Raw genomic sequence first — 25,088 nt, 5'->3', positions numbered from 1 at the left:
CTTCGCCGCAACACGAACTCAGGAGAGGTCCGGGGGGAGACGCCACTCGCGCGGCAGCTTGCGCCCGAGGCGGCGCGCGGCGTTTTCGTAGAGCGCGGTCACGAACTCGTGGCGGGCGACCGGATCGGTGAGGCTGGATTCGTCTTCCATGGCCGCGTCGGGAAAGCGGGCGCGTGCGGCGCGCGCGAAGAGCCCGTCCATGGACTCCGCAAGTTCATCGCCCCCCGCATCGAACACCCGGCTGTCGCCGTTGCCGCACGAGGGCGAGCGCGACTTCAGAATGAAACCATCCACGCCCTTCTCGCCGATCCACTCCAGGAAGCGGGTCGCAAAGGCACTCATCTCGTCGGTGAGATCGCGCCCGGTTTCCGGCTGAACCAGCCGGCTACCCGCCGCTTCGTGGACGAGGCGAATGACGGGCCGCGGAACACCCAGCCCGATCTCGAGTTCCGGGCACACCGGGATGGCGCGCACATGGCCGGCGATGCGCGACACCACGTCCGCGCGCACGATGTCTCCATCGTAGCGGCAATGGTCGAAGCCGAGACAGCGGCTCACAACGACAATGGGGGTGGGAAGGCGTGCCATGGAATCAATTGTATGGGGTATCGCGCTGTGGATGGAACACGGATGTTCCCGTCCTGCCGGGACGGAGATTTTTCGGAACCTCCCGCCCACCCGTTCGTAGAAAGATCACTAACAACCTCCAAGTCACCGCGACGGCTCCGGAACTGAGACCCTTGCGCTCCCCGCGCTTGCAGTTCCAGAGCCGTCTCTTTTGAACCGTTACGCCCGGTCAGGCTTCAACGGACGGGGAAGTCGTCGAGCCGTGCGCATTCGCGCAGGAAGTCCTCGATGGCCCGCTTCATCGGCCCCGGCAAGCGCATTCCCGACGCCATGGTGTGCCCCCCGCCACCGAAGCGCCGCGCCATCGCATTCGCGTCCACGTTGCCGTTGGAGCGCAGCGACACCTTGATGTCGCCCTCGGTGGTCTCCTTGAAGAAGGCCACCAGTTCCACACCCTTGATGGCGCGAACCAGGTCCACGAAGCCGTCGGTGTCGTCGTAGTTGGCGCCCGCGTTGTTCACCATTTCCAGCGTGGCGGAAATGACCGCCACCTTGCCGCCCGCCACGGATTCCAGCGTGCTCAACACCGGGCCCAGCAACCGGCCCGCACCCCAGCTCTTGCTGCCAAACACGCGGCGGTGCATCTCGAAGGGATTCGCGCCGGCATCGGTGAGCTCGGCCGCCGCGCGCAGCACGCGCGCGTCCGTGTTGGAAAACCGAAATGTCCCCGTATCCGTGATAATGGCGGCGTAGAGCGGATCGGCGATGTCCTGCGTAACGCGTCCCTTCATGTCGCGAATCAATTCCAGAATCAACAGCCCCACCGCGGCGGCGCTGGTGTCGGCCACCGTCGTCTCCGCGAACCCGGCCACCTCGCCCTGATGGTGGTCGATGCACGCCCGGGGCAGGGAAAGCGCCTGCAGCGCGCGGCCGATATGGCCCAGGTGGTCCCAGTTGTTCACATCCACGATGATGGCCGCGTCGATGCCGTCGATCAGCCCGCGCACATCGGGCTCGCCGTACACGTGGATCTCGTCCGCGGTGTCAAGAAAGCGCAGCACGTCGGGCGTGTCGGTGGAGTTGACAATCACGGCGCGCTTGCCGATCTGGCGCAGGAACCGCGCCAGCCCCAGCTCCGAGCCGATGGCATCTCCGTCGGGGTTGATGTGCGAAGAGATCACGAACGAGTCGTGGCGGTCGATGAACTGCCGGATGGAGCTCCACATGCGGGGCTACTTCTTCTCCGTTTCCAGCTCGTCCAGGAACTCCACCGCACGCCGCATATGGGGAATCACGATGGACCCGCCCACCACCAGCCCGACGCTGAATACCTCGAAGAACTCCTCGCGGCTGACCCCGGCCTGGTGGCATTCCTGGACGTGGTAGCGGATGCAGTCGTCGCAGCGCAGCACCATGGACGCCACCAGCCCCAGCATTTCCTTGGTCCTGGCGGGCAGGGCGCCGTCCTGGTAGGTGTTGGTGTCCAGGTTGAAGAACCGCTTCACCACCAGGTTGTCGGTGGCGAGGATGCGGTCGTTCATCTTCTTCCGGTACTCGTTGAAATCATGCACCATGTGCGACATGCCAGCCTCCGCGATCTCGTCTATAATGAGAGTGTCCCCCTAGCATACCGCACCTCGCGGGGGTGACGCCACCGGCGAGTCCCGGGCAGGTATCATGAAGATCCCGAGATTGCATTCCTGGACGGTGTCGATCGAGCGAGCCCGGGCGCTGCAGGTCGAACTGCGCGAGGAGCTGGTCTTCCACAAACTGCTCCTGGGCACCATTGGCACCGTCGCCGGCAGTGACATCGCCATCAGTCGCGACGGCAAACGCCTCATCGCCGCCACGGTGGTGATGTCCTTTCCATCCCTCGAGCTGCTCGAAACGCGTATCGCGGCGCGGCCGCTCACCTTTCCCTACGTGCCCGGCTACCTGTCCTTTCGCGAAGTTCCGGCGGTGATCGCGAGCCTGCGCCGGGTGAAGAACCCGGTGGGCGCCATTCTGTGCGACGGGCAGGGCATTGCGCATCCACGCGGCTTCGGCCTGGCGAGTCACGTGGGGTTTTGGGCCGGTGTCCCCGCCGTGGGGTCGGCCAAGAGCCGGCTGGTGGGCGTGCACGGCCCGGTGGGGGAGCGACGCGGAGCGCGCGCGAATCTCTACTACAACGACGAACACGTGGGAACGGTGCTGCGCACGCGCGACGGCGTGAAGCCCCTGTTCGTCTCCCCGGGGCATCTCATCGATTTTACCTCGAGCTGGCGTCTGGTGCTGGCGTGCTGCACGCGCTACCGGCTGCCGGAGCCACAGCGGCTCGCGCACATCGCGGCGGGGGAAGCGAAACGGGAGGGTGCGTGACTAGACGGCGCGCGCAACCGCGGCAATGCGGCTGTCGCGAATGAGATCGTACTTGCGGGCGAGGTCGTTGAACACGCGGATGCCGTCGAGCTCCTCGTCACCGAGGTCGTAGGACCAGGCGCGGGTGAGGTAGTCGTAGATCAGCATGGCGTCGATGCCGGATACGCGGGCGATGTCCTCGGCCACGGCCGGCAACCGTCCCACACCCTCGTCGCGCGAGGCGGTGAGCAGCAGCGCCATCTCGTTGGCCACCTGGCGGTCGTCGTAGACCCACACCGCGTGCACCAGCGGCGTTTTGGTGACCAGCTTCCACACGTCGGCCACGTTGTACCGAATGAGGCCCTTGACCCGCTCGGCGTTGGCCTCCCGGAATGCGGCGTCGCCGGTGAGAAGCACGGCGTCGTAGCGGTCGCGCCAGTCGTCCTGGCCGATCCGCTTCTCCACCAGCAGATCCGGGAAGACCTCGTGGTTCTCCGCCAGAACGATGCGCAGCACCGCCACCGCGTTGCGGCAGAATTCTCCCACCGCCACCCGTTCCAGCTCGTCGATGGGCTTCTGGGAAACCAGCATGATGCTGCCGGGCGCGCTGCGCCCCACCAGGGCCGGGCCGGCGAGCAGGTACTGGCCGACACCGCGGAGGTACTCGATGGTCGGGATGAGGGCGGCGTCGCAGCGCCCGCGCGCAAACGACTCGGTGATGGCCGCGGCCGGTTCCAGAGACACGCAGTGGCGCAGGGATTCGTCGTTGAGCAGGCCGAAGAGGAGCGGCCGGGTGGAGACAAAGTCGGTTGCGCCGAAGCGAAGCTGGCTCACGCGCGTCCTCCGGGACGTGGGCTGACGATCTTCAGGGTGTCGGAGCGCGGCGCACCAGTCCGCGCGTGCGATGCAAAGCGTTCTCGCTTATAGCACCGGGTGAAAAATTACAGCAAGCAATATTCCAGTCGGCAAGATGATCTGCAGACAATCTGCCCGCCGGCAGCGGTCGCCGGCACCCCACGGGGGTTCGGGGCGTGAGGACGCGATCCTCGCGGTCCTCAGGCCAAATCGCTGGACGCCCCCCGCACCCCCGGCTATCATCCTCGCTGACCGCCGGCAGCCGTCAGGACTCCATGCCCACCGAACCGACGCCACGAAAGCGCACGACGCGCATCAAGGAGGTTGCATTTTTCGGCCTCCTGACCGCGCTCGGCCTGGCCTTCTTCTCGCTGGCGCGCAACAACAGCTTCTGGCACGGCGACGACTGGAACTACCTCATCCAGGCCCTTGAGGTGGAGACGGACTGGCGCCAGCTCTTCTCCAGCCGACTGCACGAGACCATCCAGCCCCTCCCCAACCTGATCTTCTTCCTGGAATTCGAGGCCTTCGGCCTGAACGCCGCCTCGTACTACCTCTTCAACGTTCTGGTCCACTCGGTCAACGCGTTCCTGGTGTACTTCCTGGTGCGGACGCTGCTGCAGGACCGCGCCATCGCGGTGCTGTCGGGGCTCCTGTTCGAGTTCGCGGTGGGGAACTACGGGAAATCGGTGATGACCGTTTCAGGCAGCAGCGACCTGGTCATCACCGCCCTCACCCTGCTCACGATGATCTTCTACGTGAAGAACGAGCTCGAAGAGAACGGCGCCATCTGGGAGCGAAACTTCAACCTGTGCCTGCTTTTCTTCACCCTCTGCCTGCTCTCCAAGACATCCATGTTCTCGCTGCTGGGGCTGATGGTGGCGTTCAACCTGTTCTTCCGGGAGACGACGGGACGAAAGATATTCGACCGCAATGTCGTGCTGTTTACCGGGTTCGCGCTGGCGGTGCTGGTGGTCAAGCTGGCCATCCAGCGCGAGGTACCCGGTGCATCCGACATCGAGGTCACGTGGTGGTCGATTCCGCGCAATTTTGCGGGCTACCTGGTGCGCATGGTGTTTCCGATTCACTCCTCCACCCTGGTGGCCAACGCGGGGGCGCCCGTGCGGTTCATCTACGACTTCGCCACCGCCATCCGCGTGGTGATTCTGCTGTGCATCATTTCCTACTCGTTCTTCGGGTTCATTTTCGGTAACCGGGTTATCCGCTTCTTCATTGCGTGGACGTACATCGTGGTGACGCCGTTCTGCTTCTTTCGCTTTCCGGCGGACTGGCTCGATATTCGCTTTCTCTACCTGGTGTCGGTCGGTTTCGATTTGATTCTCGCCTCGGGTACGGTGCTGGCCGCCCGCCTGCTCTACCAGCACCGCTGGCGGCGAATGCTGCCCTACCTGATTCCGGTGTTCTTCGTGATGCTGTCCTATTTTGTGCTGGTGCAACTGGACGAAAACTACGAGTACAAGGCAAAGGCGCCAGGTCTCAACAAGGTGAAGGCGTCGTTCTACGAGATGTATTCAAGACGGACGGCGACGCACGAGACGCTGCCGGGGCCGGGAAACCGGAACTAGCCGGGATTGGCCTGGAGCAGGGACAGCATGGTGGTGACGAGCCCGGCGCTGTTTGCGGCGACGGCAACCACGAACAACGCGAGGAACCACACCGCGGCTTGCCGGCGTTTCATTGCCACCACCGCAATCGCCAGCAGAAGCAGAAGCGACACGAACCAGTGCTGTGAGTAGAGAAACATCTCGTCTCCCCACGCGCTGTGCAGGATCCAGTTGAACGCGAGTACCGCCGCGGAGGCCACGCCCACCGCGCTCCATGCCGGCCTGCGCCGCAGCGACACCACCACACCCGCCGCCGCCAGCAACACCGCAATCGCGCCCGGTAGGTTTCGCGCGGTGGGACGTCCCGGCCCCTCCTCGAAGGTGAAGCGGAACTGGTAGCGGTCGTCCGGGCGGAAGCTCATCGTCGGGCCGCCGGTGGAAATTCGCGCGGGTGCGATGGTGTTGGCGATGGCGGCCGGGAAGCGGATCGCCCGCGCGGGGAGATCGGCCCCGTGGATGAACGCCGTGGCCCACGACTTCGACCGGCCCGCTTCGAAGCTCTCGCCGCGAATCACCTGGTTGATGGCGAAGGAACTGGCGAAGGTCAGGATGGCGACACCCGTCGCCATCGCGGCCACCTGCAGCGTCGCGCGCGGACGGTTGCGGCCGGCGGCCCACATCGACCCCAGCATCAGGATGGCGATGATGGCCAGATTGGTGATGGTGATGCCTGCCGCCGCGAACATCACCGCGAACCACGCTGCCCACCGAACGGTGCGCGTTCGCTCCGTCGCCAGGAAGAGGTGATACGCGGCGGCGATGACCAGCGCGCTCAACGCCGGGTGATCGGGAATGCTGCCGAACACCAACGGACTGAAGGATACTGCGCCCAGCACGGTGAAGAGCGAAGCGAGCAGGAGCGACAGCCCGAGTCGCAGGAAGAGTGCAAAGACTGTTGCGGTGGTCACCGCCGACACGATGGGAACGATTAGCAACCCGAGGGCGCGCCTCGCCGCTTCTTCGTCATCGGTCACGCCGCTGCGGGTGAGCGCCATGGCGATCGCCCGTACAAAGGGGCTGGTGAAGGTGGCCAGGTTGGGGTGGGCAACGTTGCGGCCGGAGCTGCCCCAGCCGTGGCTCATGGCGCTGATGCGGTCGTTGGGATCTGCCTGAAAGACGACGTTGTACTGCTCGAACACCTCGAGCCGGTCGAGGCGGCGTTCGAGTGCATAGTGGAACGCAAACGACGCCAGCGCGAACACGAGGGCCAGCGTCGTGGCCGTCCGGCTTCTGGAATGGATCGCGCGCACTGCGTGTCCGGTGGGGAGCGCGCGCCGCCTACATCAGGTAGCGGACGCGTGTGCCGGGGATGGCTTCGAGGCGGCTCATGAGCTTGCTCTCGATGGTGCCGCTGAGCACGCACAGATCGTTGAGATAGTCGTTGTGGGCGTCGTGCAGCAGGCGGCGCACCAGCGAGATGGTCTTGCCGTCACCCGCGGGAAGCGTTACCTCCACGCGCACGTTGCGGCCGTAGAAGAACTGGTCGATACGCTCACGCAGCGCGTCCATGCCCTCTCCGCTCGCCGCGGAAACGAACACCGCGTCGGGAAAGCGCACCTGCAACCCCTCCAGCACCTCCGCCGGCACCTGGTCGACCTTGTTGAACACGTAGATCGTTTCCACACCGGGGTTGTCGATGCTGGCCACGGTTGTGTCGGCAATCTCCATCTGCTCTTCCCACGCGGGATGAGAGATGTCCACCACGTGCAGGTACAACTCCGCGGTGGCGGTGTCGCCCAGGGTGGCCTTGAAGCTGGTCCTGAGGTGGTCGGGGAGCTTGCGGATGAAACCCACGGTGTCGATCAGCAGGACGTCGTGGTCGTGATTCCCGTTTCCGTTGCCATTGCCGTTGTGGCCGTTCATGCGGCGCGTGGTGGTGTCGATGGTGGCGAAGAGCTGGTCGCGCACCACTACCTGGGCGCCGGTGAGACGGCGCATCACGGTGGACTTGCCGGCGTTGGTGTAGCCGATCAGCGCGGCGATGTGGCGCTCACCGCGTGCGCGGCGCAGCATTTCGCGCCGAAGGTCGATCTTCTTGAGCTGGCGCTTGAGATTGCCGATGCGCTGGTAGATCTTGCGGCGGTCCACTTCGAGCTGCGTTTCACCCGGGCCGCGCGTGCCGATACCGCCCGCCTGGCGCTCGAGGTGCTGCCAGAAGGACTTCAGCCGCGGCAGCGAATACTCCAGTTGCGCCAGTTCCACCTGGATCTTGGACTGCGTGCTCTTGGCGTGACGCGCGAAGATATCGAGGATCAGCTCGGTGCGGTCGATGACGCGCACGTTGAGTATCTTTTCCAGGTTCTTGGCCTGAGCGGGCGAGAGGTCATCGTCGAAGACGACCAGGTTGACGGCCCATTCGTCGCAGATCTGTTTGAGTTCGTCGACCTTGCCGACGCCGATGTAGGTGGTGGCGTCGATTCGGCCCCGTCCCTGGACGGTACGGCCGACCACTTCGGCGCCCGCCGTGACGGCAAGCTGCTCGAGTTCGTCGAGGTGTTCGTGCGCGGCTTCGGCGGAGGCACCCCGGAGGGCGACTCCCACGAGGTAGGCCCGTTCGACCCGCGCGCGGGTGATAACTTCAAATGCGCGCTTCACTTGGGAGGGCTTCCCCCGATATGTGGATTACGAACGGTTTCGATGGCGACTCCTTCTGGGACCTGTCCCGGGGGAAGTATAACAAGAGGCGGGCCAGTTCGGTAGTGGGGGGAAGAAATTGCCGGGGGGCGGGTGGTAGGATCGCCGGATCGACAGCCACCATCCCAAGGAGGCCTTGCCATGCCATCCCCGCTGGTCGAAGCCTGGGCCATGAGCAACGAAGCCAACCGCTACCTGCTCAAGCGTATCCCGGCCGCCTGTCTCCAGGACAGTTATGCGCCGCGCACGCGCACGGTGGCGCAGCAGTTTGCACACATGCACGGGGTCCGCGTGCGCTGGATGCAGTACGCCGCTCCGGACCTGGTGGGCAGGCTCAAGACCTTCCCCCGCGGGAGCACGCCAACCAAAGCGCAGCTGACCAGCGCGTTGAAGGCCTCGGAGAAGATGATCGCACGCTACCTCGAACGGTGTGAAGAGACCAGCGCGGTGAAGCACTGGAAGGGGAGCCCGTCCACGTTCCTCGCCTACATGGTTGCGCACGAGGCGCACCACCGCGGGCTGGCCATGGTGGCCATGCGCACGAACGGCCGCAAGCTCCCGAAGAAGACGGTGTATGGCCAGTGGCAGTGGGGGAAGACGTTCAACGAGCGGTGAGCCGCATTCGCCGCGCACCCGCAATGCTGGTCCGCAAGCGACGGTCCGCGTGACCTTTCCTACTTCAGCTGCACCAGGCGCTTGGTCACGCTGCGTTTGCCGATGGTGAGTTTGACGTAGTACACGCCGCTGGCCACGGTGCCGCCGTCGTCGCTCTGCGCGGTCCAGCCGGTGCGGTAACGCCCCGGGCCGTGCGTGGACTCAACCAGCGTTGCGATCAGCCGCCCGGTCACGTTGTACACCTTGACGCTCGTCGCCACCGCCGCGCCGGACAGGGTGTGTTCCACGCCGTCCTCGTCCACGACGCTGGTCGGGATCTCGTAGTCGATCGAGATGGCGTCGCGGAAAGGATTGGGCGATCCGGTGAGCAGGATCTCGTCGAGCTTGCCGGCCTTGAGCCAGAACGCGTCGACCACCGGGGCTCCGTTCAAGGAAACGGGTATGTCACCCATTTCGGGCGCGAGATCCTGGTTGTGGCTGGTGAGCGCCACCGGCGGCGGAATCATGCGCGCGGTCCCATCGCCCAGCACGGTGCGACGCGCCGCCTGCACGGCGCGCGTGGCCTGGGTCTCATCCGCGGGCGCTGCCACCAGGGCCAGGTAGACGGTTGCGGACTGACCGGGTGCCAGGTCGGTCAACACCGGCGACACGGCAACCACGTTCTCGCCGTCGTCACGAACATCCCATTCCGCCATTGCTTCCCCGGCCTGTGCAACCAACAGCACGGCGAGCGACTCGTCGTTGCCACGGAGCATTACACTGGCGGTCGTGTAGTCACCACTCACACCCTGTTTGCTGCGTGCCAGCAGCCTGTTGTCCGCGATGGCGGCGCCGGGAACCAGGGTTACGCCGATGCGCAGCCCCGGCAGAACCACGTTGCCGGTGTTTCGAATCACCAGGGCGGAGGCCACCATGCGATTGATGTGCGACAACGACCACGCGTACACCTCCTGGCGTACGGCAACAGCACCACCCTCCGCGGCGCCGTACTTCACCACCGCCATGACGTCGCCGATGGCGGCAAAGTCCTCGTCGATCTTGCCGTCGTGGTCGTTGTCGATGCGATCCAGCGGGTCCTCGTCGATTCTGCCATCGTGGTCGTCGTCCGCGCGCGGCGACGGATAGCGCGTGCCACCGGGTGCACCCTCCTGCACCATACCCACGCCGCCCGCAGGCAGCAGCGACTTCGTTCCACCCGCCGTGTTGAGCCGCTCGACCAGGTTGCCCTCGTCATCCGTGCTGAAAACGGCGATGCCGCCGCTCTCCAGCAGCAGGCGTCCACCCCGCGTACCGAACTTCCACGTTCCGGCGGGCACGATGGTGAGCACCACGTCGCCCGGGGCCACGCGAATGGTGCGCGGCTCCGCGGACGCGTCCCCCTGTGCGTGCGCAGGCCGGGGGTTTTGCCCCGCCAGCCCGCAAATGACGAACGGCGCGAGAAGCGCCGCCGTCCGCAGAAGATATGCCGTGTTGCGTGAACTCATTCCTGCGAAAGAAAGAAACTCAGACTCTCCAGCGCAACCGCCAGATTCACGTTGCGGAGGGAAACATCCTCCGGGACCGCGAGCTGGGTGGGCGCAAAATTGAGAATACCGCGCGTGCCCGCGCGCACCAGGATGTCGGCGATATCCTGGGCCGCGGCCGGCGGCGTGGCGATGACCGCAATGGCCACCGGGTCGCGCCGCAGCACCTCTTCGGCGTGGCGCTGGTGCGAGATCTCCACGTCCAACCACTTGCCGCCGACACGCTTGTCGTCGATGTCGAACACGTGGCGGAAGAAGAAGCCGTCGTCGCGGAAACCCTGGTGATAGAAGAGCGCCTGGCCCAGCGACCCGGCGCCGAAGAGCGCCATGGTCCACTGGTGGTTGAGCCCCAGGATCTCCATGATGGCCGCCTTCAATTCGGACACGCTGTAGCCCAGCCCGCGCGTGCCGAAGTTGCCGAAGTACGACAGGTCCTTGCGCACCTGCGCACTGGTGATGCCGCCCAGCTCGGCCAGACGTTGTGAGGACACGGTGGGCGTGCCGGACTTCTCCAGTTCCAGCAGAATCCGGAAGTAGTTGGAAAGCCGCCGGACCGTGAACTCGGATATCTTCTCCATCTTGAGTCTCACCTATGCGTCTTCCTCTTCCACGGCCAGGTGTGCAACGTCTACCACGCGGTCGCCCTCTTCCAGATTGATGAGGCGGACGCCCTGCGTGTTGCGGCCAATCACGGATATGCCCGAAATGGGGCAGCGGATGACGATGCCGTCCTTGGTGATCACCATCATCTGGTCGTTGTCCTTCACCTCCTGGATGGTCACCACCTTGCCGTTGCGCTCGGTGGTCTTGATGTTGATGACCCCGATGCCGCCGCGGCCCTTCACCGGATACTCCTCGAGCGGCGAGCGTTTTCCGTAGCCCTTCTCGGTGACGGTCAGCAGCGTCGCGCCCTGGCTCACCACCACCATGCCCACTACTTCGTCATTGTCGCGCAGCGTGGTGCCCTTGACACCGGTGGCGGTGCGGCCCATGGCGCGAACATCGCCCTCGTGGAAGCGGATGGAGCGCCCGTTCTTCTTGGCCAGCACGATGTCCTGGTCGCCGTTGGTGATGGCCGCACCGATCAACATGTCGCCGTCGCGCAGGTTCACCGCGATGATGCCCCCGCGCCGCGGGCGTCCGTAGTCGCTGAGCGTGGTCTTCTTCACCAGCCCCTTGCGGGTGGCGAGCATGAGGAAACGGTCCTCGCGGAATTCGCTCACCGGCACGCGCCCGGTCACGCGCTCACCCTCCTGCAACCCCAGCAGATTCACGATGGCCTTGCCGCGCGCCGCACGCCCCGCCTCGGGAATTTCGTGCACCTTCACCCAGTGGCAACGCCCGCGATCGGTGAAGAACAGGATGTAGCTGTGCGTCGAGGCGATGAAGATGTTGTCGACGAAATCCTCGTCGCGCATCTTGATGCCGGTGACGCCGCGCCCGCCGCGCTTCTGCTGGCGGTATGCATCCAGCGGGAGCCGCTTGATGTAACCGGCGTGCGAGATGGTGATCACCATGTCTTCTTCCGCAATCAGGTCCTCGATGTTGAAGTCCACCGGGCCGGCGTCCACGATCTCGGTCTTGCGCTCGTCGCCGTACTTCTCGCGGATCTCGTGGATCTCGTTCTTGATGATCTCGAGCACCTTCTTGCGGTCGGCCAGGATGGCCTTGAGCTCGGCGATCAGCTTGAGCAGGCCCTGGTACTCGTCCTCGATCTTCTGGCGCTCGAGGCCGGTGAGACGCTGCAGGCGCATCTCCAGGATGGCGTTGGCCTGGATCTCGGTGAGGCCGAAGTTGGCCATCAGGCCGCCGCGCGCCGTCTCGACGTCCTTGGAGGCGCGGATCAGCGCCACGATCTCGTCGATGTGGTCCAGCGCGATGCGCAGGCCCTCCAGGATGTGGGCGCGTTCCTCGGCCTTGCGCAGGTCGTACTTGGTGCGGCGCACCACCACGGACTCGCGGTGGTTGAGCCAGTGCTGGATCATGTCGCGCAGGGTCAGCACCTCAGGCCGGTTGTTGACCAGCGCCAGCATGATGATGCCGAAGGTGACCTGCATCTGCGTGTGCTTGAAGAGCTGGTTCTCCACCACGCGCACATCCGCGTCGCGCTTGAGAATGATGACCACGCGCATGCCTTCGCGGCTCGACTCGTCGCGGATGTCGGCGATGTCGCTGATGACGTCGTCCTTGACCAGGTCGGCGATGCGCTCGATGAGCATGGCCTTGTTCACCTGGTAGGGCAGCTCGTCGATGATGATCCACTCGCGGTCGCCCTTCGCCTCCTCGACGTGGGTGCGCGCGCGCACCACCACACGGCCACGGCCGGTGGTGTAGGCCTGGCGAATGCCGACGCGTCCCAGCACGATGCCGGCGGTTGGGAAGTCCGGGCCCTTGACCACGCCCAGCAGTTCTTCGTCGGCAATCTCCGGATTGTCGAGCACGGCAATGCTGGCGTCGCAAATTTCGCGAATGTTGTGCGGCGGGATGTTGGTGGCCATGCCCACCGCGATGCCGGTGGCACCGTTGACGAGCAGGTTGGGCACCTTGGCCGGAAGCACAATGGGCATGGTGCGTGACTCGTCGTAGTTGGGGCCGAAGTCCACCGTCTCCTTCTCGAGATCGGCGAGCATCTCTTCGGCGAACGACGTCATGCGCACCTCGGTGTACCGCTCCGCCGCCGGGGGATCGCCGTCCACCGAACCAAAGTTGCCCTGGCCGTCCACCAGCGGGTAGCGCAGCGCAAAGTCCTGCGCCATGCGCACGATGGTGTCGTACACAGCCTGCGTGCCGTGCGGGTGGTAGTTACCGGTGACGTCACCGGTGACCTTGGCGGACTTGCGGAACGCGCGGTTGTGCGAGAGCGAGAGATCGTTCATCGCCGTGAGCACGCGGCGGTGCACCGGCTTGAGTCCGTCGCGCACGTCGGGCAGCGCACGGGAAATGATCACGCTCATCGAGTAGTTGAGATACGAGTTGCGCATCTCCTCTTCGATGGGGATGGGCACGATCCTCTCGTTGATCGACATTCAGCTTTCTCCTGGTCTTCCTGAGCGGGTCCGGCCCGCAGGCGTAATCCTGCGCACGATTGTGTTTTTGCGGCATGGGGACGCCTTGTACCTGACTCGCGCGTCCCCGTTCCACCCCCGCCCGGCGGCGGGTTGTGAAACAATTTTCATGTGCCGCAATAATAGAGGGTCGAGGCCCGGATGGAAACTGATTTCCGGGGTCTTCGGGCCCTTCCACGGGGCGACGGACGTTCAACTTAACTATATGATAATAAACGAGTTGTGAACAATCCGGTGCCCCTTCGCACGGCCTCGCCGTTCCGCGGCGATTCCGGTGTTGATCGGCCGACATCACCCCGTGGCGCGGGCGCCCGCCGCGGAGGCCGAGCCAACGCCACGTTCCCGGCCCGGGCGCTCACCGCATCCGGGATCCGCCGGCTCCCGTCCGTCACCGTCTGCACCCCGTTCCTGTTGTTTCCCAACGACATGCGCCGCTCCACGCCGTTGGCTCGGCCTGTGCACTGCGGCGGTGGGCGCCGGCGCGGCAAGCAGGCGACCAGCGCCGAACGCGCGGAGGATTGGTTGACGTTTCAATGGAGGAGACAACATCACGAACCTGACCAAGTCGCTGTTTCTTATCTTGTGTTGTGTTTGCGCGATGCCGCTCGGGTGCGAGCCCGTCAATCGGCCCGAGCAAATATCAATCGCATAGTCAACGAGATCGTTCGTCTCCGCAAAGACGGCGTGTTTGATGTCTTTTCAGACGCTCCCCAGAGCCCCGTGGTTATCATCAATGCATGGGAGCAGCGTGGCTTCTTGGATCCTGAATCGGCGAGAGCCATGCGAGTTCGACTTTCGACGATGACCGGAGAACCGATCATTCGGTTACCTGTGGGATCGTCTCACGTGGTTCGAAGCACTTGCGCCGCTGGTTGGGCTTGTGCTGCTCGTCGCGGACATGCGTGGCAAGCTGCCCCGGTGGACGTTGATCGGCCACATGCGGGAACGCCGGGCAAACAAACAGAGAATCGACTAGGCTCCGCCGTCCCCCTTGCCGGCCCGCCAGCGGTCCCGCGCCTTGTCGGCCGCCTGACGGGTGCTCTCCTTTGCGCGCGCGAGCCAGCGGCGCGCGAAGGCAAACTCGAGTCCCAGCACGGCAAGCCCGCCGACAATGGTGAGCAACCCCGGGCCAGGCAACACCAGCATCGCCACACCCAGCAGCACGATGGTGCCGCCGATCACCGCGATCACCACGCGGCGCACGACGCGGTAGGCCCAGGTTCGTTGTGTTCGTTCCGCCATGCCGCCCTCCGGTTTCTCCGGCACGAGTATACACCGTAGTGTCGCGCGCGGAACAACGCGCCCTCATAAGAAACAACGGGAACAAAATGCGGCCCGCGACGCGCCCCCCTTGGAAACCATGGGCCCTTCTCTGATACAATTGATGCACGCGCTAAATCCGCCTCATCGTTTCTCCGGAGGCCCCCGGGTCTCCCGGTATTACCTCCAGTTCAGCAGAGCAGGTTGATTCTCATGCAACTCCGGCCTTCGCAGCGATGGCTTGCTTTCGCGCAACTGTGCGTCTTCTCCGTACTTGTTTCGTGCGGCCAGGGTGGCGACGTTGCCGCGCCGTCCGACACGAACTCGCACAACCGTAATGGCGGCGATGCCGCCGTCAACAGCTGGCGTCCCATGGACAGCGGCACCACCGAGCTGCTGTGGGGCGTTTCGGGTTCTCCCGCCGGCGAGGTAATCGCGGTGGGCACCCGCGGCACCGCCATTCACCTCGACACCGACCCATGGCAGGGCAAACCCACGCTGGTCTACCACGACCTGTGCGCCGTGTGGGGTGCGACGGACGGCCGCGCGCTCTCCGTGGGTACCGTCGGCACCCTCGTCGGTTACGACGGCGATGCGTGGGATCCCATGTCGAGCAGCACCACCCGCAGCGTGTACGACGTGTGGGGCTTCGAGGAGTACCAGGCGGTGGCCGTTGGCGACAGCGGCACCATTCTCGAGTTCGACGGCTCCGCCTGGACGACACTCGCCGACATCACCACCGTGACGCTGTTCGGCGTGTGGGGATCGTCGCCGGACAATGTGTTTGCCGTCGGGGTGGGTGGCACCATCCTCCACTTCGACGGCACCGCGTGGTCGTTCATGAACACGCCCACCACGGAAAACCTGTCCGCGGTGTGGGGCACGGCCTACAACAACGCGTGGGCGGTGGGCGACGGCGGCATCGTCATCCACTACAACGGCACCGTGTGGTCACCGGTGGCGCAGTTCGGCACCAACCTCTACGACGTGTGGGGCGTGGCGACCAACGACATCTGGCTGGTGGGCAAGGGTGGCCGCATCATGCACTACGACGGCAACTCGTGGATCGACGTGGCCAGCGGTACGGACCAGGACCTGTTCGGCGTGTGGGGGCGCTCGGCGGACGAGGTATACGCGGTGGGCGACGCGGGCACGGTGCTGCGCTTCGGCCCGGAGGAAGAGAGCAACGCCGCTATCTTCGCCCTGCACGACCATCCCGACGGCGGCGCGTTGCCCCCCGCCTACGGCCTGCGTATCGACGGGCTCCTGGGCGACGGGCGTTGGACCTTCAGCTTCGACTACGCAGACGCGCTGGAGAGCGCGGCGGTGACCCTGGTGTGCGACGAGGACGCCGGCACCATCCACATCTCGGGGCGCGCGTACGGCGGCAAGGTGGTCGACAACGCGTGGTCCGCCGATTCGCGCGGCTGGATCGACATCGACTTCACCTACACATCCAACTTCAGCGTTAAAGACGACTGCGGCGATATCGCGGGCGACGACTTCTACGTGACGCAGGAGAGCCCCGCCAACAACGGCACCGTGACCCTCGACGGATGGGGCGGAGACCAGGCGTTCTCCTTCTCGGACCGCTCGGGCGAGAACCACGGGTGCTCATTCACGTTCGACAACGACGAGGATTCCAAGGGCGACAAGGCCATTGCGGACGATCCGGCGGTGTGGTCGGGCTCGGGCTGGATTCAGCCGGCGGCGAACGGCTCGCGCGACTGGCTCTTCATCGGCGAACGGGTTCCCAAAGACTGATCAGGGCTGCTACTCCTCGCGGGGCGTCCGCGGCGTTCGGATTGCCGGGCGCGGCGGCTCGATGGTGCGGCGCATGCACACCGCACTCGCCGGGCACAGCGCGGTGAATTCGAGGGACCGCTGCATGGCCTGGGGTGCTTCTTCGCGCGCGCAGCGCGCGAAGCCGTGCCGCTCGAAGTATTCCGCCGCCGTGGTGGTTAACAGGAACATCTCGTTCACCTGACGCGACTGCGCCAGCCGCATGGCCTTCTCCACCAGCTCCGCGCCCAGCCCGCGCGCCTGCCAGCCCGCGTCCACCGCCACCGAGCGCAGCAGCGCCGACGCCGCGTAGATCTCCAGTGCGGCACAGCCGATAATCTTCCCCCGCGACCGCGAGATGAGCGTGGTGGCGAGAAAGTCGTCCAGGCCGTCGGCGGAGAGCCCGGCCGACGCGAGGAGCTCGCGGAGCTCAGGGAGATCACCCTCGGTGGCGGGCGCGACCTTGTGGGAGATGGGCAGTGACATATGCCGATTATAGCCGCTCCGCCGCGCGAGCGGGCCCGCGTTCCGCGGCCCGCCGCCCGAATCGCCGCTGGCACAGGGTGTTAAGCTGGCCTAGAATGATTCGGTTACCCCGTGCTGCTCCGTGCGGTCACCAGGAACACCTGCCCATGAACAACCGTCCGCTTCGAGGGGTGCTCGCACGCTTGCTTCTCGGCTGCGTCATCGCCGCCGGCTGTTCGAACGACCCCGTGGCCCCCGGTAGCCCACCGCCACCGGCGCCCATCGTGTGGAACCAGATCCGCGGCGGGCTTGGCGTTGGGGACATCCACGCCATATGGGGAACGTCGCGGCAGAATCTCTACGCCGCGCACGCCGGTGGCATTCTCCGTTACGACGGCAGCGCGTGGCGCGCGGAGTCGCTCCCCGCGCCACTCGACACGTTGCGTGCCCTGTGGGGCGCGTCGTCGTCGGTCGTATTTGCGGGTGGCGACGGCGGCACGATCCTGCGGCGTGCCGGCGGCGTGTGGAGCGCGATGTCCTCCCCCACCGGCAACCAGATTCGTGATTTGCACGGAACCTCCGCGACGAACGTCTACGCGGTTGCAGCCACCCCGCTCTATCCCGACACCACCGAGCTTCTCCACTACGATGGAAGCAGTTGGTCGCGGCTGGATGCGCGCGATGGCGTGGATGGCAACGCGGTGTTCGCGGCGGGTGGTACCGCGTTCGTGGTGTGCGACGCTGGCATCGTGCTGCGCCACGACGGCACATTGCTCATCGAGGACACCACCTTCTACACCGAGAACCTGTATGACGTATGGGCCGCGTCCGCCACCGACGCGGTCGCGGCGGGCGAGTTCGGCCGCATTCTGCACTTCGACGGCGCCGCGTGGGCACCCATGACCAGCGGCGTGGGAAGCACCCTGCGTGCGGTGGCGGGCAACGCGCCCGACGACATCGTGGCGGCGGGAGACAACGGCATGATGCTCCACTACGACGGCGCGTCGTGGTCGCCGGTTCCGTCCGGCACGACAAACCACGTCCGGTCGCTGTGGGTGTTCCCGGACGGTACCGGGGTTGCCGGCGGTGACTACGGCTCCGTGCTCATGGGCGGCGGCACGCAGTGGTCGCCGCGCCACCTGGGCCAGCCGTTTGCTTTCGAGGCGGTGTGGTCGAACCGGGACTACTACATCGCGGTGGGCAGCGGGCCGGGCGGTGGTGTGGTGCGCGATCGCGACGGCTTCGGTTGGTCGTTTCCGGAAGGTCTGCACGCCATTGCCGTGTCCGGCGATGTCCTCGTGGCCGGAGACGGCGGGGTGATCTACCGTTACACCGGCGGCGCGTGGCAGAAGGAGAACAGCCCTGCATCATCCACCCTGCGCGGACTGACCGCGCTGATCTCGCGCTTCGGCGAACCCTTCCGCGTGTACGCCGCGGGTGACGACGCAACCCTGCTGGTGTGGAAGGGCGGGGCCTGGACGCAGGCAACCGTGCCCGCCGGCGCCGAGAACCACCAGTTTGTGGACGTATGGGCGGCCGCCATCGACGATGTCTTCGCGGTGGCGAGCAACGCGACCTCGATTATCCGCTATGACGATCCCTATGAACTCAACGGCTGGACCATCGAGGACACGCCGGCGTCTGCGCCCCTGCTCGCGGTGAGCGGCTGGCGCGGCGACGTGTACGTCGCTTCGCAGGCGGGCGAGATCCTCTTCAACAATGGCAACGGGTGGAAGGCGATGGCGAGTCCGGTGGCCACGCCGTTGCGGGACATTCGCGCGCTTTCCGACACATCGCTCTTCGCGGTGGGTGACGGCGGCGTCATCATTCACTTCGACGGGGTTTCGTGGCGCAATACCGACTCCGGCTTTGCCGGGGATATCATGGGTATCTGGGGCACCGACGGGCGCTCGGTGTTCGCCACCGGCGCCGACGGCGCCGTCCTCCTGCACAACGACTAGTGGGTTTGACACCGCCCCGGGCGGGGTATAGTATTCACTGGCCGCAGTACAGGGCGGGCGCCGCCCGGGAGTACCATGATCGGGACGGTGGTTTCCCACTACAGGATTCTGAGCAAGATCGGGGAAGGTGCCCAGGGCGAGGTGTACCTGGCCGAGGACCTGGAGCTCGGCCGGCGGGTTGCCATCAAGTTCCTGCCCTTTCGCCTGTCGGGAGATCAACACGCCCTCGCCCGCTTTCAACGCGAGGCCCGGGCCGCCGCCGCAATCAACCACCAGAACGTCGTCACCATCCACGAGTTCGGTGTCCATGTGGACCAGCCTTATATCATCATGGAGTTCGTCGAAGGCACGCCACTTTCCGGCGTGATCCGCAACGGACGTCTCCTGGTGCGACGCGCGGTCGAGATAGCCCGGGCGGTGTGCGACGGCCTCGCCGAGGTTCATCGCGCAGGAATCGTGCATCGAGACATCAAGCCGGAGAACATCCATATCGACAAGGCCGGCCGCGTGCGCATCCTTGATTTCGGGCTCGCGCTGCGTGGCGAGCTGCCCACGTTGACGGACGAGAAGGCCCTGGTGGGCACCATCCTCTACATGTCACCGGAGCAGGCGCGTGGTGAGGATCTGGACCTTCGCTCCGATATTTTTTCCCTCGGTGTTGTTCTATACGAAATGTTGGGCGGGCGGCGGCCGTTCGGCGGTTCTCACCCGGCGGTGGTTCTCAACGCAATCGTGAACACGACACCGGAGCCGGTGGAACGGCTGAACACGCACGTCCGCGAGTCGACCGCGCGCGTGGTGCAGAAGGCCATGGCCAAGGACCCCGCGCACCGCTTCGGGAGTGCGGAAGCGATGGGCAAGGCGCTACGCCAGGCCGAAGGTTTCGAGGCTCGTATCCGGCGTCTTTTCCGGAAGCGCCTCTTCAAGATCGCTCTCCGTGCCGGGGCCGTTGCGCTAGTGGTCGGTCTCGCGTGGACAGGTTGGAACATCATCCATCACCGAGAACCCGAGTCCCTGGTCGTTCTCCCGTTTGTCAACATGTCCGCCGATCCTGAGCAGGAGTTCTTTGTGGATGGGATGACGGATCTTCTTATCACCCGGCTGGCGCAGATCAAGGACCTCAAGGTGATCTCCCGTACATCGTCAATGACCGAAAAGGGAAGGAAACGGCCGCTGCGTGAGATTGCCGATGATTTCCGCGTCCGCTACGTGGTGGAGGGGGCGGTGCTGCGTTCTGGCGATGAAGTCCGCATCACGGCACAGCTCATCGACGCGGTCGACGACATCCACATGTGGGCCGGCAGTTACGACGCCCCGACGTCGGGCGACATCATTGCCCTGCAGTCACAGCTCGCGACAAAGATCGTGCGTGAAGTGAGCGTGCGGATAACACCCGATGAGCAGGCCCGGCTGAAGACCAGCGGGGCGGTGGATCCAGGGGCGCTGGATGCGTACCTGCGCGGTCGCGATTCATTCAACCGTCGCACGCCAGCCGATGTGGCCGCGGCCATCGAGTGGTTCGATCTCGCCATCGCATTTGATTCCACGTTCGCGCCACCCCTGGCCGGCCTCGCCGCCTGCCACATCATTCGCGGCATGTGGAACTGGGATAAGGCCACCGTGGCTTTCCCCAACGCGCGCGAAGCGAGCGAACGCGCGTTACGGTTGGATCCGTTGCTCGCGGAAGCACACGCGTCGCTCGCCATGGTGCAGCTGTTCTTCGATTGGGATTGGACGGCGGCCGAGACCAGTTTTCGCACGGCCATCGGTCTCGAACCCAGCAACGCCATCGCCTACCACTGGTACGGCCTGTGCTTCATGATGCTGGGCCGTTACGACAGGGCCATCGAGCAGCAAATGAAGGCGGTCGATCTGGATCCAAACTCACCCATCATGCGCACCATACTCGCCCAGGCCTACGACATGAAGGGCCAGTACGAACAAGCCACCCGCGAGATCGAACGCGTGCTTGATATGTACCCGGAGTTCGGCCTGGCGTGGTTCGTGCGCTCCTGGATCGCCTACCACGAACACCGCTACCCGGACGCCATCGAGTACGCGCGCAAGGCGCGGGCGTTGCGTGTGGAACGCGCCGAAGTCCCCATGCTGGCGTCCATGGTGAAGCTGGGTGACGACCAGGCCGCAAGAGATGTGCTGGCCGACCTGTTCAAGCAGGAAAGGGTTCAGTACCACACATTGGCTGCCATGTATGCGTACTACGGCAACATCGATCGCGCGCTCGACCTGACCGAACAGGCCATCCAGGCGCACGAGTGGTTCGTTGTGGGACTGCGCTGCCGGTGGATGGAGCCGCTGCGCGACAACCCGCGTTTTCAGAAGCTCCTGCGCGAGCAAGTCCCGATACGCGGTCTCTAGGAAAGCGCGGCGAGTGCGGCACCGATTCGCGTCAACGCTTCCCGGAGATCGCTGGTCTCGATGCTCCACGCCAGGCGGACGTGGTGCGGGGCATCGAAGAAGCGGCCGGGCACGATGGCCACGCCGTGGTCGCGGTGCAGGGTTTCGCTGAGCGTCTCGCGGTCGATTCCCGCCACCCTCACCAGCCCGCAGGTTCCCGCGCGCGGTTTCACCCACGACAGGCGCTCGTTCCCGCGCACGAATTGATCCACAATGTCGATGTTGGGCATGAGCAGCGCGTTGGCGTTGTCGAGCAGTGCGTCAGCGGATGCGAGCGCGTGAAACGCGATGCGCGCGCTGGGGTGCGCGGTGTCGCCGGAGAACAGGTCGTTGAGACGGCGGATGCGCTCGGCAACGGCGGCCTCCGCCAGCACCCAGCCGAAGCGCAGCGCGTCGAGGCCGTAGACCTTGGTCATGCTGCTGGTCGCCACCACGTTGGGCGCAAGCCGCGCCGCGCTGCGCACACCCGCGGCGCACAGAAACTCCAGGTACACCTCGTCCACCAGCACGTGTGCGCCGGCATTCGCGGCGGCCTGCGCAATCTCCGCGAGCGCGGTATCATCCTCGTGCGCGCCGGTGGGGTTGTGCAGGTTGGAGAGCACCACCAGCGACGTCTTCGTGGTGAGCGCGCGCCGCACGTCGCCGGGATCTAGGCGCCAGCCGTTTTCCTCGCGGCGCGGCAGCGCAACCGCGCGCGCGCCGAAGTACGCCACCAGCTTCGCGAGCGGCTCATAGACGGGAGATTCCAGCAGCACGTCGTCACCGGGCTCGACGAACGCCGCGAACACCAGGTGGTTGGCCATGGAGCATGCGTGGGTGGTGACCACGTTCTCAGGCCCGAGACCGTGTCGCGCGGCAATGCGCTCCGCCACCGGGCGCCAGCCGTCGGCGTACGGCTCCACGGTGAGCACGTCGGCCAGGGAGAGGCCCAGCCGGTCCATGGGAAGCGTAGCCACGCCGCTGCGCGCGAGGTTGTATGTCGCGGGCGGGCGTTTCTTTGCCCAGAGGAGGTATTCGGAGCGGTGCGCGGGTCGATCCGGCCGGATCAACGGTGCCTCTGACCCTCGAGCCACGAGGCGTCGGCCATGTCCTGGGGACGGCCGACGGCACGCTTGTTGGTGGCCAGATCCTCGCGGTTCAATACCGGAATGCGGATTCCGTCGAGATTGACGTCGATCCGGCGCGGCCAGGCGTAGTCGAACGACACGCCTTCCAGTGTGGTCATGAAGTCGATGCGCTGTGGCGCGGAGCCGATCTGCACCACCGTGCCCTTGCGGGTGAAGTCTTCCGGCGAGAGGGTCTTGGTGGGAACACCGAACGTCTCCAGCGCGCCCATCACGCGGCCGGCGTTGTCGGGATCCGGCTTGACCCACAGGTCGAGGTTGCCGGTCGCGCGCGGGCGTCCATGCGCGGCCATCGCGTATCCGCCAACCAGCAGATACTCAGCCTTCGCGGTGGATAACGCGGACAATATGTCGTGATAATCTGTATTGAGCAATGTCGTACCCCATGAACGCCCACACATCGACGGTCAGCGGCCAGACCATCGCAATTCGATCCGCCGGTGTGGCGTCTTTCAAGTCGTCGTCGAACCCCTCGTGCCGTTCGAGCACGCGCACCCGGAGGTTCTTTCGGTTGACTGCCATGTTCTACACGTCCAGGTTCTTGACCGCGAGGGCGTTGTCCTGGATGAACTCGCGCCGCGGCTCCACCTCGTCGCCCATCAGAATCGAGAAAATCCGGTCGGCCTCCACGGCGTCCTGGATATCCACCTGCAGGATGGTGCGCGCCTCCGGGTCCATGGTGGTCTCCCAGAGCTGTACGGGATTCATTTCTCCCAGGCCCTTGTAACGCTGGATGTACACGCCGTCCGCGCCGCCCCAGTCCTTGAGGATGCGTTCGCGCTCTTCGTCGTTGAACGCGTACACCTCTTTCTTGCTCTTCTTGAGCTTGAACAGCGGCGGCTGCGCGATGTAGATGTAGCCCGCCTCGATGAGCGGCTTCATGTGCCGGTAGAAGAGTGTTAGCAGCAGCGTGCGAATGTGCGCACCGTCCACGTCGGCATCCGTCATGATGATGATCTTGTGGTAGCGCGCCTTGGTGAGGTCGAACTCGCCGGCACCGGTTCCCACCGCCGTGATGATGGTGCGAATCTCCTCGTTGGAGAAAATCTTGTCGGGCCGCGCCTTCTCCACGTTGAGCACCTTGCCGCGCAGCGGCAGGATGGCCTGAAACTCGCGGTTGCGGGCCATCTTGGCGGAGCCGCCCGCAGAGTCGCCCTCCACCAGGTATAGCTCGCTCACCTGCGGGTCACGCGCCGCGCAATCGGCCAGCTTGCCCGGCAGCGATGCCGATTCCAGCGCGGTTTTGCGCCGCGCGAGATCGCGTGCCTTGCGCGCCGCCTCGCGGGCGGTGAACGCGGAGAGGCACTTCTCGATCATCGCCTTACCGATGGCCGGATTCTCCTCCAGGTACTCCTTGAGGCCGTCCACCACCACCGCTTCAACGATTCCCTTGACATCGCTGTTGCCGAGCTTGGTCTTGGTCTGTCCCTCGAACTGCGGTTCGGGAATTTTCACGCTCACCACCGCGGTGAGCCCTTCGCGTACGTCGTCGCCGCCCAGCGTGACGCGCTCCTTCTTGAAGAGGTTGCGCTGCACCGCGTAGTTGTTGATGGTGCGCGTGAGCGCCGCCTTGAAGCCCACCAGGTGGGTGCCGCCCTCCATCGTGTTGATGTTGTTGGCGAACGAGAACACGTTTTCGGCGTAGCCGTCGGTGTACTGCAGCGCCACTTCCACCTGCACGCCGTCCTTCTCCGCCTGGATGAAGATGGGCTGCGGGGTGATCAGCGACTTGGCGGTGTCGATGTACTTGACGAAGGACACGATGCCGCCGTCGTACTGGAACACCTGGCGCTTGGGCTTCTGCGGCCGCTGATCGTCGAAAACGATCTTGAGTCCCTTGTTGAGGAAGGCGAGTTCGCGCAGGCGCTGCGCCAGCGTCTCGAACTGGTAGTCCACCTTCTCGAATATCTGCGCGTCGGGCAAAAAGGTCACCCGGGTTCCACGGCGATCGGTGGTGCCGAGGTCCTTGAGGTCATAGGAGGGAACGCCGCGGTCATAGCGCTGCATGTAATGCTTGCCGTCGCGGTGGATCTCGACCTCGAGCCACTCGGACAGGCCATTCACCACCGAAACGCCCACGCCGTGCAGACCACCCGACACCTTGTAGGAGTCGCGGTCGAACTTGCCACCCGCGTGCAGCGTGGTCATGACCACTTCCAGCGCGGGACGGTGCTGGGTGGGGTGCATGTCGACGGGGATGCCGCGTCCGTCGTCGGTGACGCTGACGGTGCTGTCCTCGTGGATGATGACCTCGACCTCCGTGCAGTGCCCGGCGAGGGCCTCGTCCACCGAGTTGTCGACAACTTCATAGATCAAGTGATGGACACCGTGAACGTCGGTGCTCCCGATATACATGGCCGGCCGTTTGCGCACGGCTTCGAGCCCCTTGAGCACCTGGATCTGTTTCGCTGTGTATTCTTGCGTCATCTCGGCCTTTCGCTCCGGTTCCACGGGCGGCACGGGGGGTGCGCTCTTGCGCTTTTCCGGCTGCCTGATTTCTTCGCTGTTCATCGTGTGTCCGTTCTATTCCATTTCCTTCGCGCCGAACCGGATTCTCACCAGATCTACGTCCGGGCACGCCGCGCGTAGCTTACGCACGAGTTCCTTTTCCATAAAGTGCAATTCCTGCATCCACGCCCCGTGGTCCACGTGGACGAAGAGCGTCCCGCGCTCGAAACGCATCGCGCGCGCGCGGCGCGCGAGTTCCGGCCCCACCACGTCGGGCCAGCGCTCGACGAGCCTGCGCTCACTGAATCGTTTCTGCAGCCCGAGATCCCGGAGAACGGACGGGAGGACCGCCCCGATGCGGGTAAAAGGACGCCGCGCCATACCTTCAGAATCTAGCGGTTTCGCGGCCGAA

At 65.1% G+C, this 25,088-nt stretch carries 22 protein-coding genes; 6 read left to right on the top strand and 16 right to left on the bottom strand.

All coding sequences use genetic code 11. The features are described 5' to 3' along the window. Window positions 1-18 precede the first annotated feature (18 nt). The 3 genes from OEX18_05955 to OEX18_05945 all read right to left on the bottom strand — a co-directional run bounded on the left by OEX18_05955 (window position 19) and on the right by OEX18_05945 (window position 2,150). A complete protein-coding gene (locus OEX18_05955; GenBank protein MDH4336807.1) occupies window positions 19-588 on the bottom strand; it encodes a DUF523 domain-containing protein in 570 nt (189 codons plus the stop codon). A 215-nt stretch (window positions 589-803) separates the two neighbouring features. Continuing rightward, window positions 804-1,793 carry a bifunctional oligoribonuclease/PAP phosphatase NrnA gene (locus OEX18_05950; protein MDH4336806.1) on the bottom strand — a complete coding sequence of 330 codons (990 nt, stop codon included), beginning with the start codon at window positions 1,791-1,793 and terminating at the stop codon, window positions 804-806. Between the two features lie 6 nt (window positions 1,794-1,799). Then, entirely contained in the window at window positions 1,800-2,150 is a 351-nt protein-coding gene (locus OEX18_05945) for a carboxymuconolactone decarboxylase family protein (protein ID MDH4336805.1), read from the bottom strand. Between the two features lie 94 nt (window positions 2,151-2,244). Here OEX18_05945 and nfi point away from each other — a divergent pair, with 94 nt between their 5' ends. Further along, on the top strand, window positions 2,245-2,925 hold the full coding sequence (gene nfi / locus OEX18_05940; protein ID MDH4336804.1) for a deoxyribonuclease V: 681 nt from the start codon (window positions 2,245-2,247) through the stop codon (window positions 2,923-2,925). On the opposite strand, the gene OEX18_05935 is transcribed toward nfi, so the two are convergent. Next, complete coding sequence (locus tag OEX18_05935) at window positions 2,926-3,738, bottom strand: hypothetical protein (GenBank protein ID MDH4336803.1); 813 nt, start codon at window positions 3,736-3,738, stop codon at window positions 2,926-2,928. It abuts the gene before it with no gap. Between the two features lie 296 nt (window positions 3,739-4,034). On the opposite strand from OEX18_05935, the gene OEX18_05930 reads away from it, so the two are divergent. Beyond that, a complete protein-coding gene (locus tag OEX18_05930; GenBank protein MDH4336802.1) occupies window positions 4,035-5,345 on the top strand; it encodes a glycosyltransferase family 39 protein in 1,311 nt (436 codons plus the stop codon). On the opposite strand, the gene OEX18_05925 is transcribed toward OEX18_05930, so the two are convergent. After that, entirely contained in the window at window positions 5,342-6,634 is a 1,293-nt protein-coding gene (locus OEX18_05925; GenBank protein ID MDH4336801.1) for a hypothetical protein, read from the bottom strand. The genes OEX18_05930 and OEX18_05925 overlap by 4 nt on opposite strands. Before the next feature lie 28 nt (window positions 6,635-6,662). Continuing rightward, window positions 6,663-7,979, bottom strand: coding sequence for a GTPase HflX (hflX, locus tag OEX18_05920; protein ID MDH4336800.1), 1,317 nt, complete (start codon window positions 7,977-7,979; stop codon window positions 6,663-6,665). Between the two features lie 180 nt (window positions 7,980-8,159). Between hflX and OEX18_05915 the strand changes: the two genes are divergently transcribed. Next, entirely contained in the window at window positions 8,160-8,633 is a 474-nt protein-coding gene (locus OEX18_05915) for a DinB family protein (protein ID MDH4336799.1), read from the top strand. Between the two features lie 59 nt (window positions 8,634-8,692). Here OEX18_05915 and OEX18_05910 read toward each other — a convergent pair whose 3' ends face one another. The 4 genes from OEX18_05910 to OEX18_05895 form a co-directional block, all read right to left on the bottom strand. After that, window positions 8,693-9,979, bottom strand: a complete 1,287-nt coding sequence (locus OEX18_05910) for a T9SS type A sorting domain-containing protein (GenBank protein ID MDH4336798.1) — start codon at window positions 9,977-9,979, stop codon at window positions 8,693-8,695. 134 nt (window positions 9,980-10,113) lie between these two features. Then, window positions 10,114-10,746: a redox-sensing transcriptional repressor Rex gene (locus tag OEX18_05905; protein ID MDH4336797.1), complete on the bottom strand. Its 633-nt coding sequence runs from the start codon at window positions 10,744-10,746 to the stop codon at window positions 10,114-10,116. Then, window positions 10,747-13,182 carry a DNA gyrase subunit A gene (gene gyrA / locus OEX18_05900; GenBank protein ID MDH4336796.1) on the bottom strand — a complete coding sequence of 812 codons (2,436 nt, stop codon included), beginning with the start codon at window positions 13,180-13,182 and terminating at the stop codon, window positions 10,747-10,749. Window positions 13,183-14,193: 1,011 nt separating this feature from the next. Continuing rightward, a complete protein-coding gene (locus tag OEX18_05895; protein MDH4336795.1) occupies window positions 14,194-14,463 on the bottom strand; it encodes a PGPGW domain-containing protein in 270 nt (89 codons plus the stop codon). Window positions 14,464-14,694: 231 nt separating this feature from the next. Here OEX18_05895 and OEX18_05890 point away from each other — a divergent pair, with 231 nt between their 5' ends. After that, on the top strand, window positions 14,695-16,245 hold the full coding sequence (locus OEX18_05890) for a hypothetical protein (GenBank protein MDH4336794.1): 1,551 nt from the start codon (window positions 14,695-14,697) through the stop codon (window positions 16,243-16,245). A gap of 9 nt (window positions 16,246-16,254) precedes the next feature. On the opposite strand, the gene arsN2 is transcribed toward OEX18_05890, so the two are convergent. Continuing rightward, window positions 16,255-16,749, bottom strand: coding sequence for an arsenic resistance N-acetyltransferase ArsN2 (arsN2, locus tag OEX18_05885; protein MDH4336793.1), 495 nt, complete (start codon window positions 16,747-16,749; stop codon window positions 16,255-16,257). 146 nt (window positions 16,750-16,895) lie between these two features. Here arsN2 and OEX18_05880 point away from each other — a divergent pair, with 146 nt between their 5' ends. Both OEX18_05880 and OEX18_05875 read left to right on the top strand, forming a co-directional pair. Beyond that, window positions 16,896-18,689, top strand: a complete 1,794-nt coding sequence (locus OEX18_05880) for a hypothetical protein (protein ID MDH4336792.1) — start codon at window positions 16,896-16,898, stop codon at window positions 18,687-18,689. 75 nt (window positions 18,690-18,764) lie between these two features. After that, window positions 18,765-21,065: a protein kinase gene (locus OEX18_05875; protein ID MDH4336791.1), complete on the top strand. Its 2,301-nt coding sequence runs from the start codon at window positions 18,765-18,767 to the stop codon at window positions 21,063-21,065. Here OEX18_05875 and OEX18_05870 read toward each other — a convergent pair. From OEX18_05870 to OEX18_05850, 5 genes are all read right to left on the bottom strand, one after another. Next, window positions 21,062-22,060, bottom strand: coding sequence for an aminotransferase class I/II-fold pyridoxal phosphate-dependent enzyme (locus OEX18_05870; protein MDH4336790.1), 999 nt, complete (start codon window positions 22,058-22,060; stop codon window positions 21,062-21,064). The two genes, OEX18_05875 and OEX18_05870, sit on opposite strands and share 4 nt — an antisense overlap. An 89-nt stretch (window positions 22,061-22,149) precedes the next feature. Further along, window positions 22,150-22,521, bottom strand: coding sequence for a hypothetical protein (locus tag OEX18_05865; protein MDH4336789.1), 372 nt, complete (start codon window positions 22,519-22,521; stop codon window positions 22,150-22,152). Between the two features lie 25 nt (window positions 22,522-22,546). After that, a complete protein-coding gene (locus OEX18_05860; protein MDH4336788.1) occupies window positions 22,547-22,750 on the bottom strand; it encodes a hypothetical protein in 204 nt (67 codons plus the stop codon). Window positions 22,751-22,753: 3 nt separating this feature from the next. After that, a complete protein-coding gene (gene gyrB, locus OEX18_05855) occupies window positions 22,754-24,655 on the bottom strand; it encodes a DNA topoisomerase (ATP-hydrolyzing) subunit B (GenBank protein ID MDH4336787.1) in 1,902 nt (633 codons plus the stop codon). Window positions 24,656-24,751: 96 nt separating this feature from the next. After that, entirely contained in the window at window positions 24,752-25,057 is a 306-nt protein-coding gene (locus OEX18_05850; GenBank protein ID MDH4336786.1) for a DUF721 domain-containing protein, read from the bottom strand. Window positions 25,058-25,088 lie beyond the last annotated feature (31 nt).

This window comes from Candidatus Krumholzibacteriia bacterium (assembly GCA_029865265.1).
Taxonomy (GTDB): Bacteria; Krumholzibacteriota; Krumholzibacteriia; order WVZY01; family JAKEHA01; genus JAKEHA01.
The sequence above is the reverse complement of the archived record's forward strand: the minus strand, read 5'-3'. Positions and strand labels throughout refer to the sequence as shown.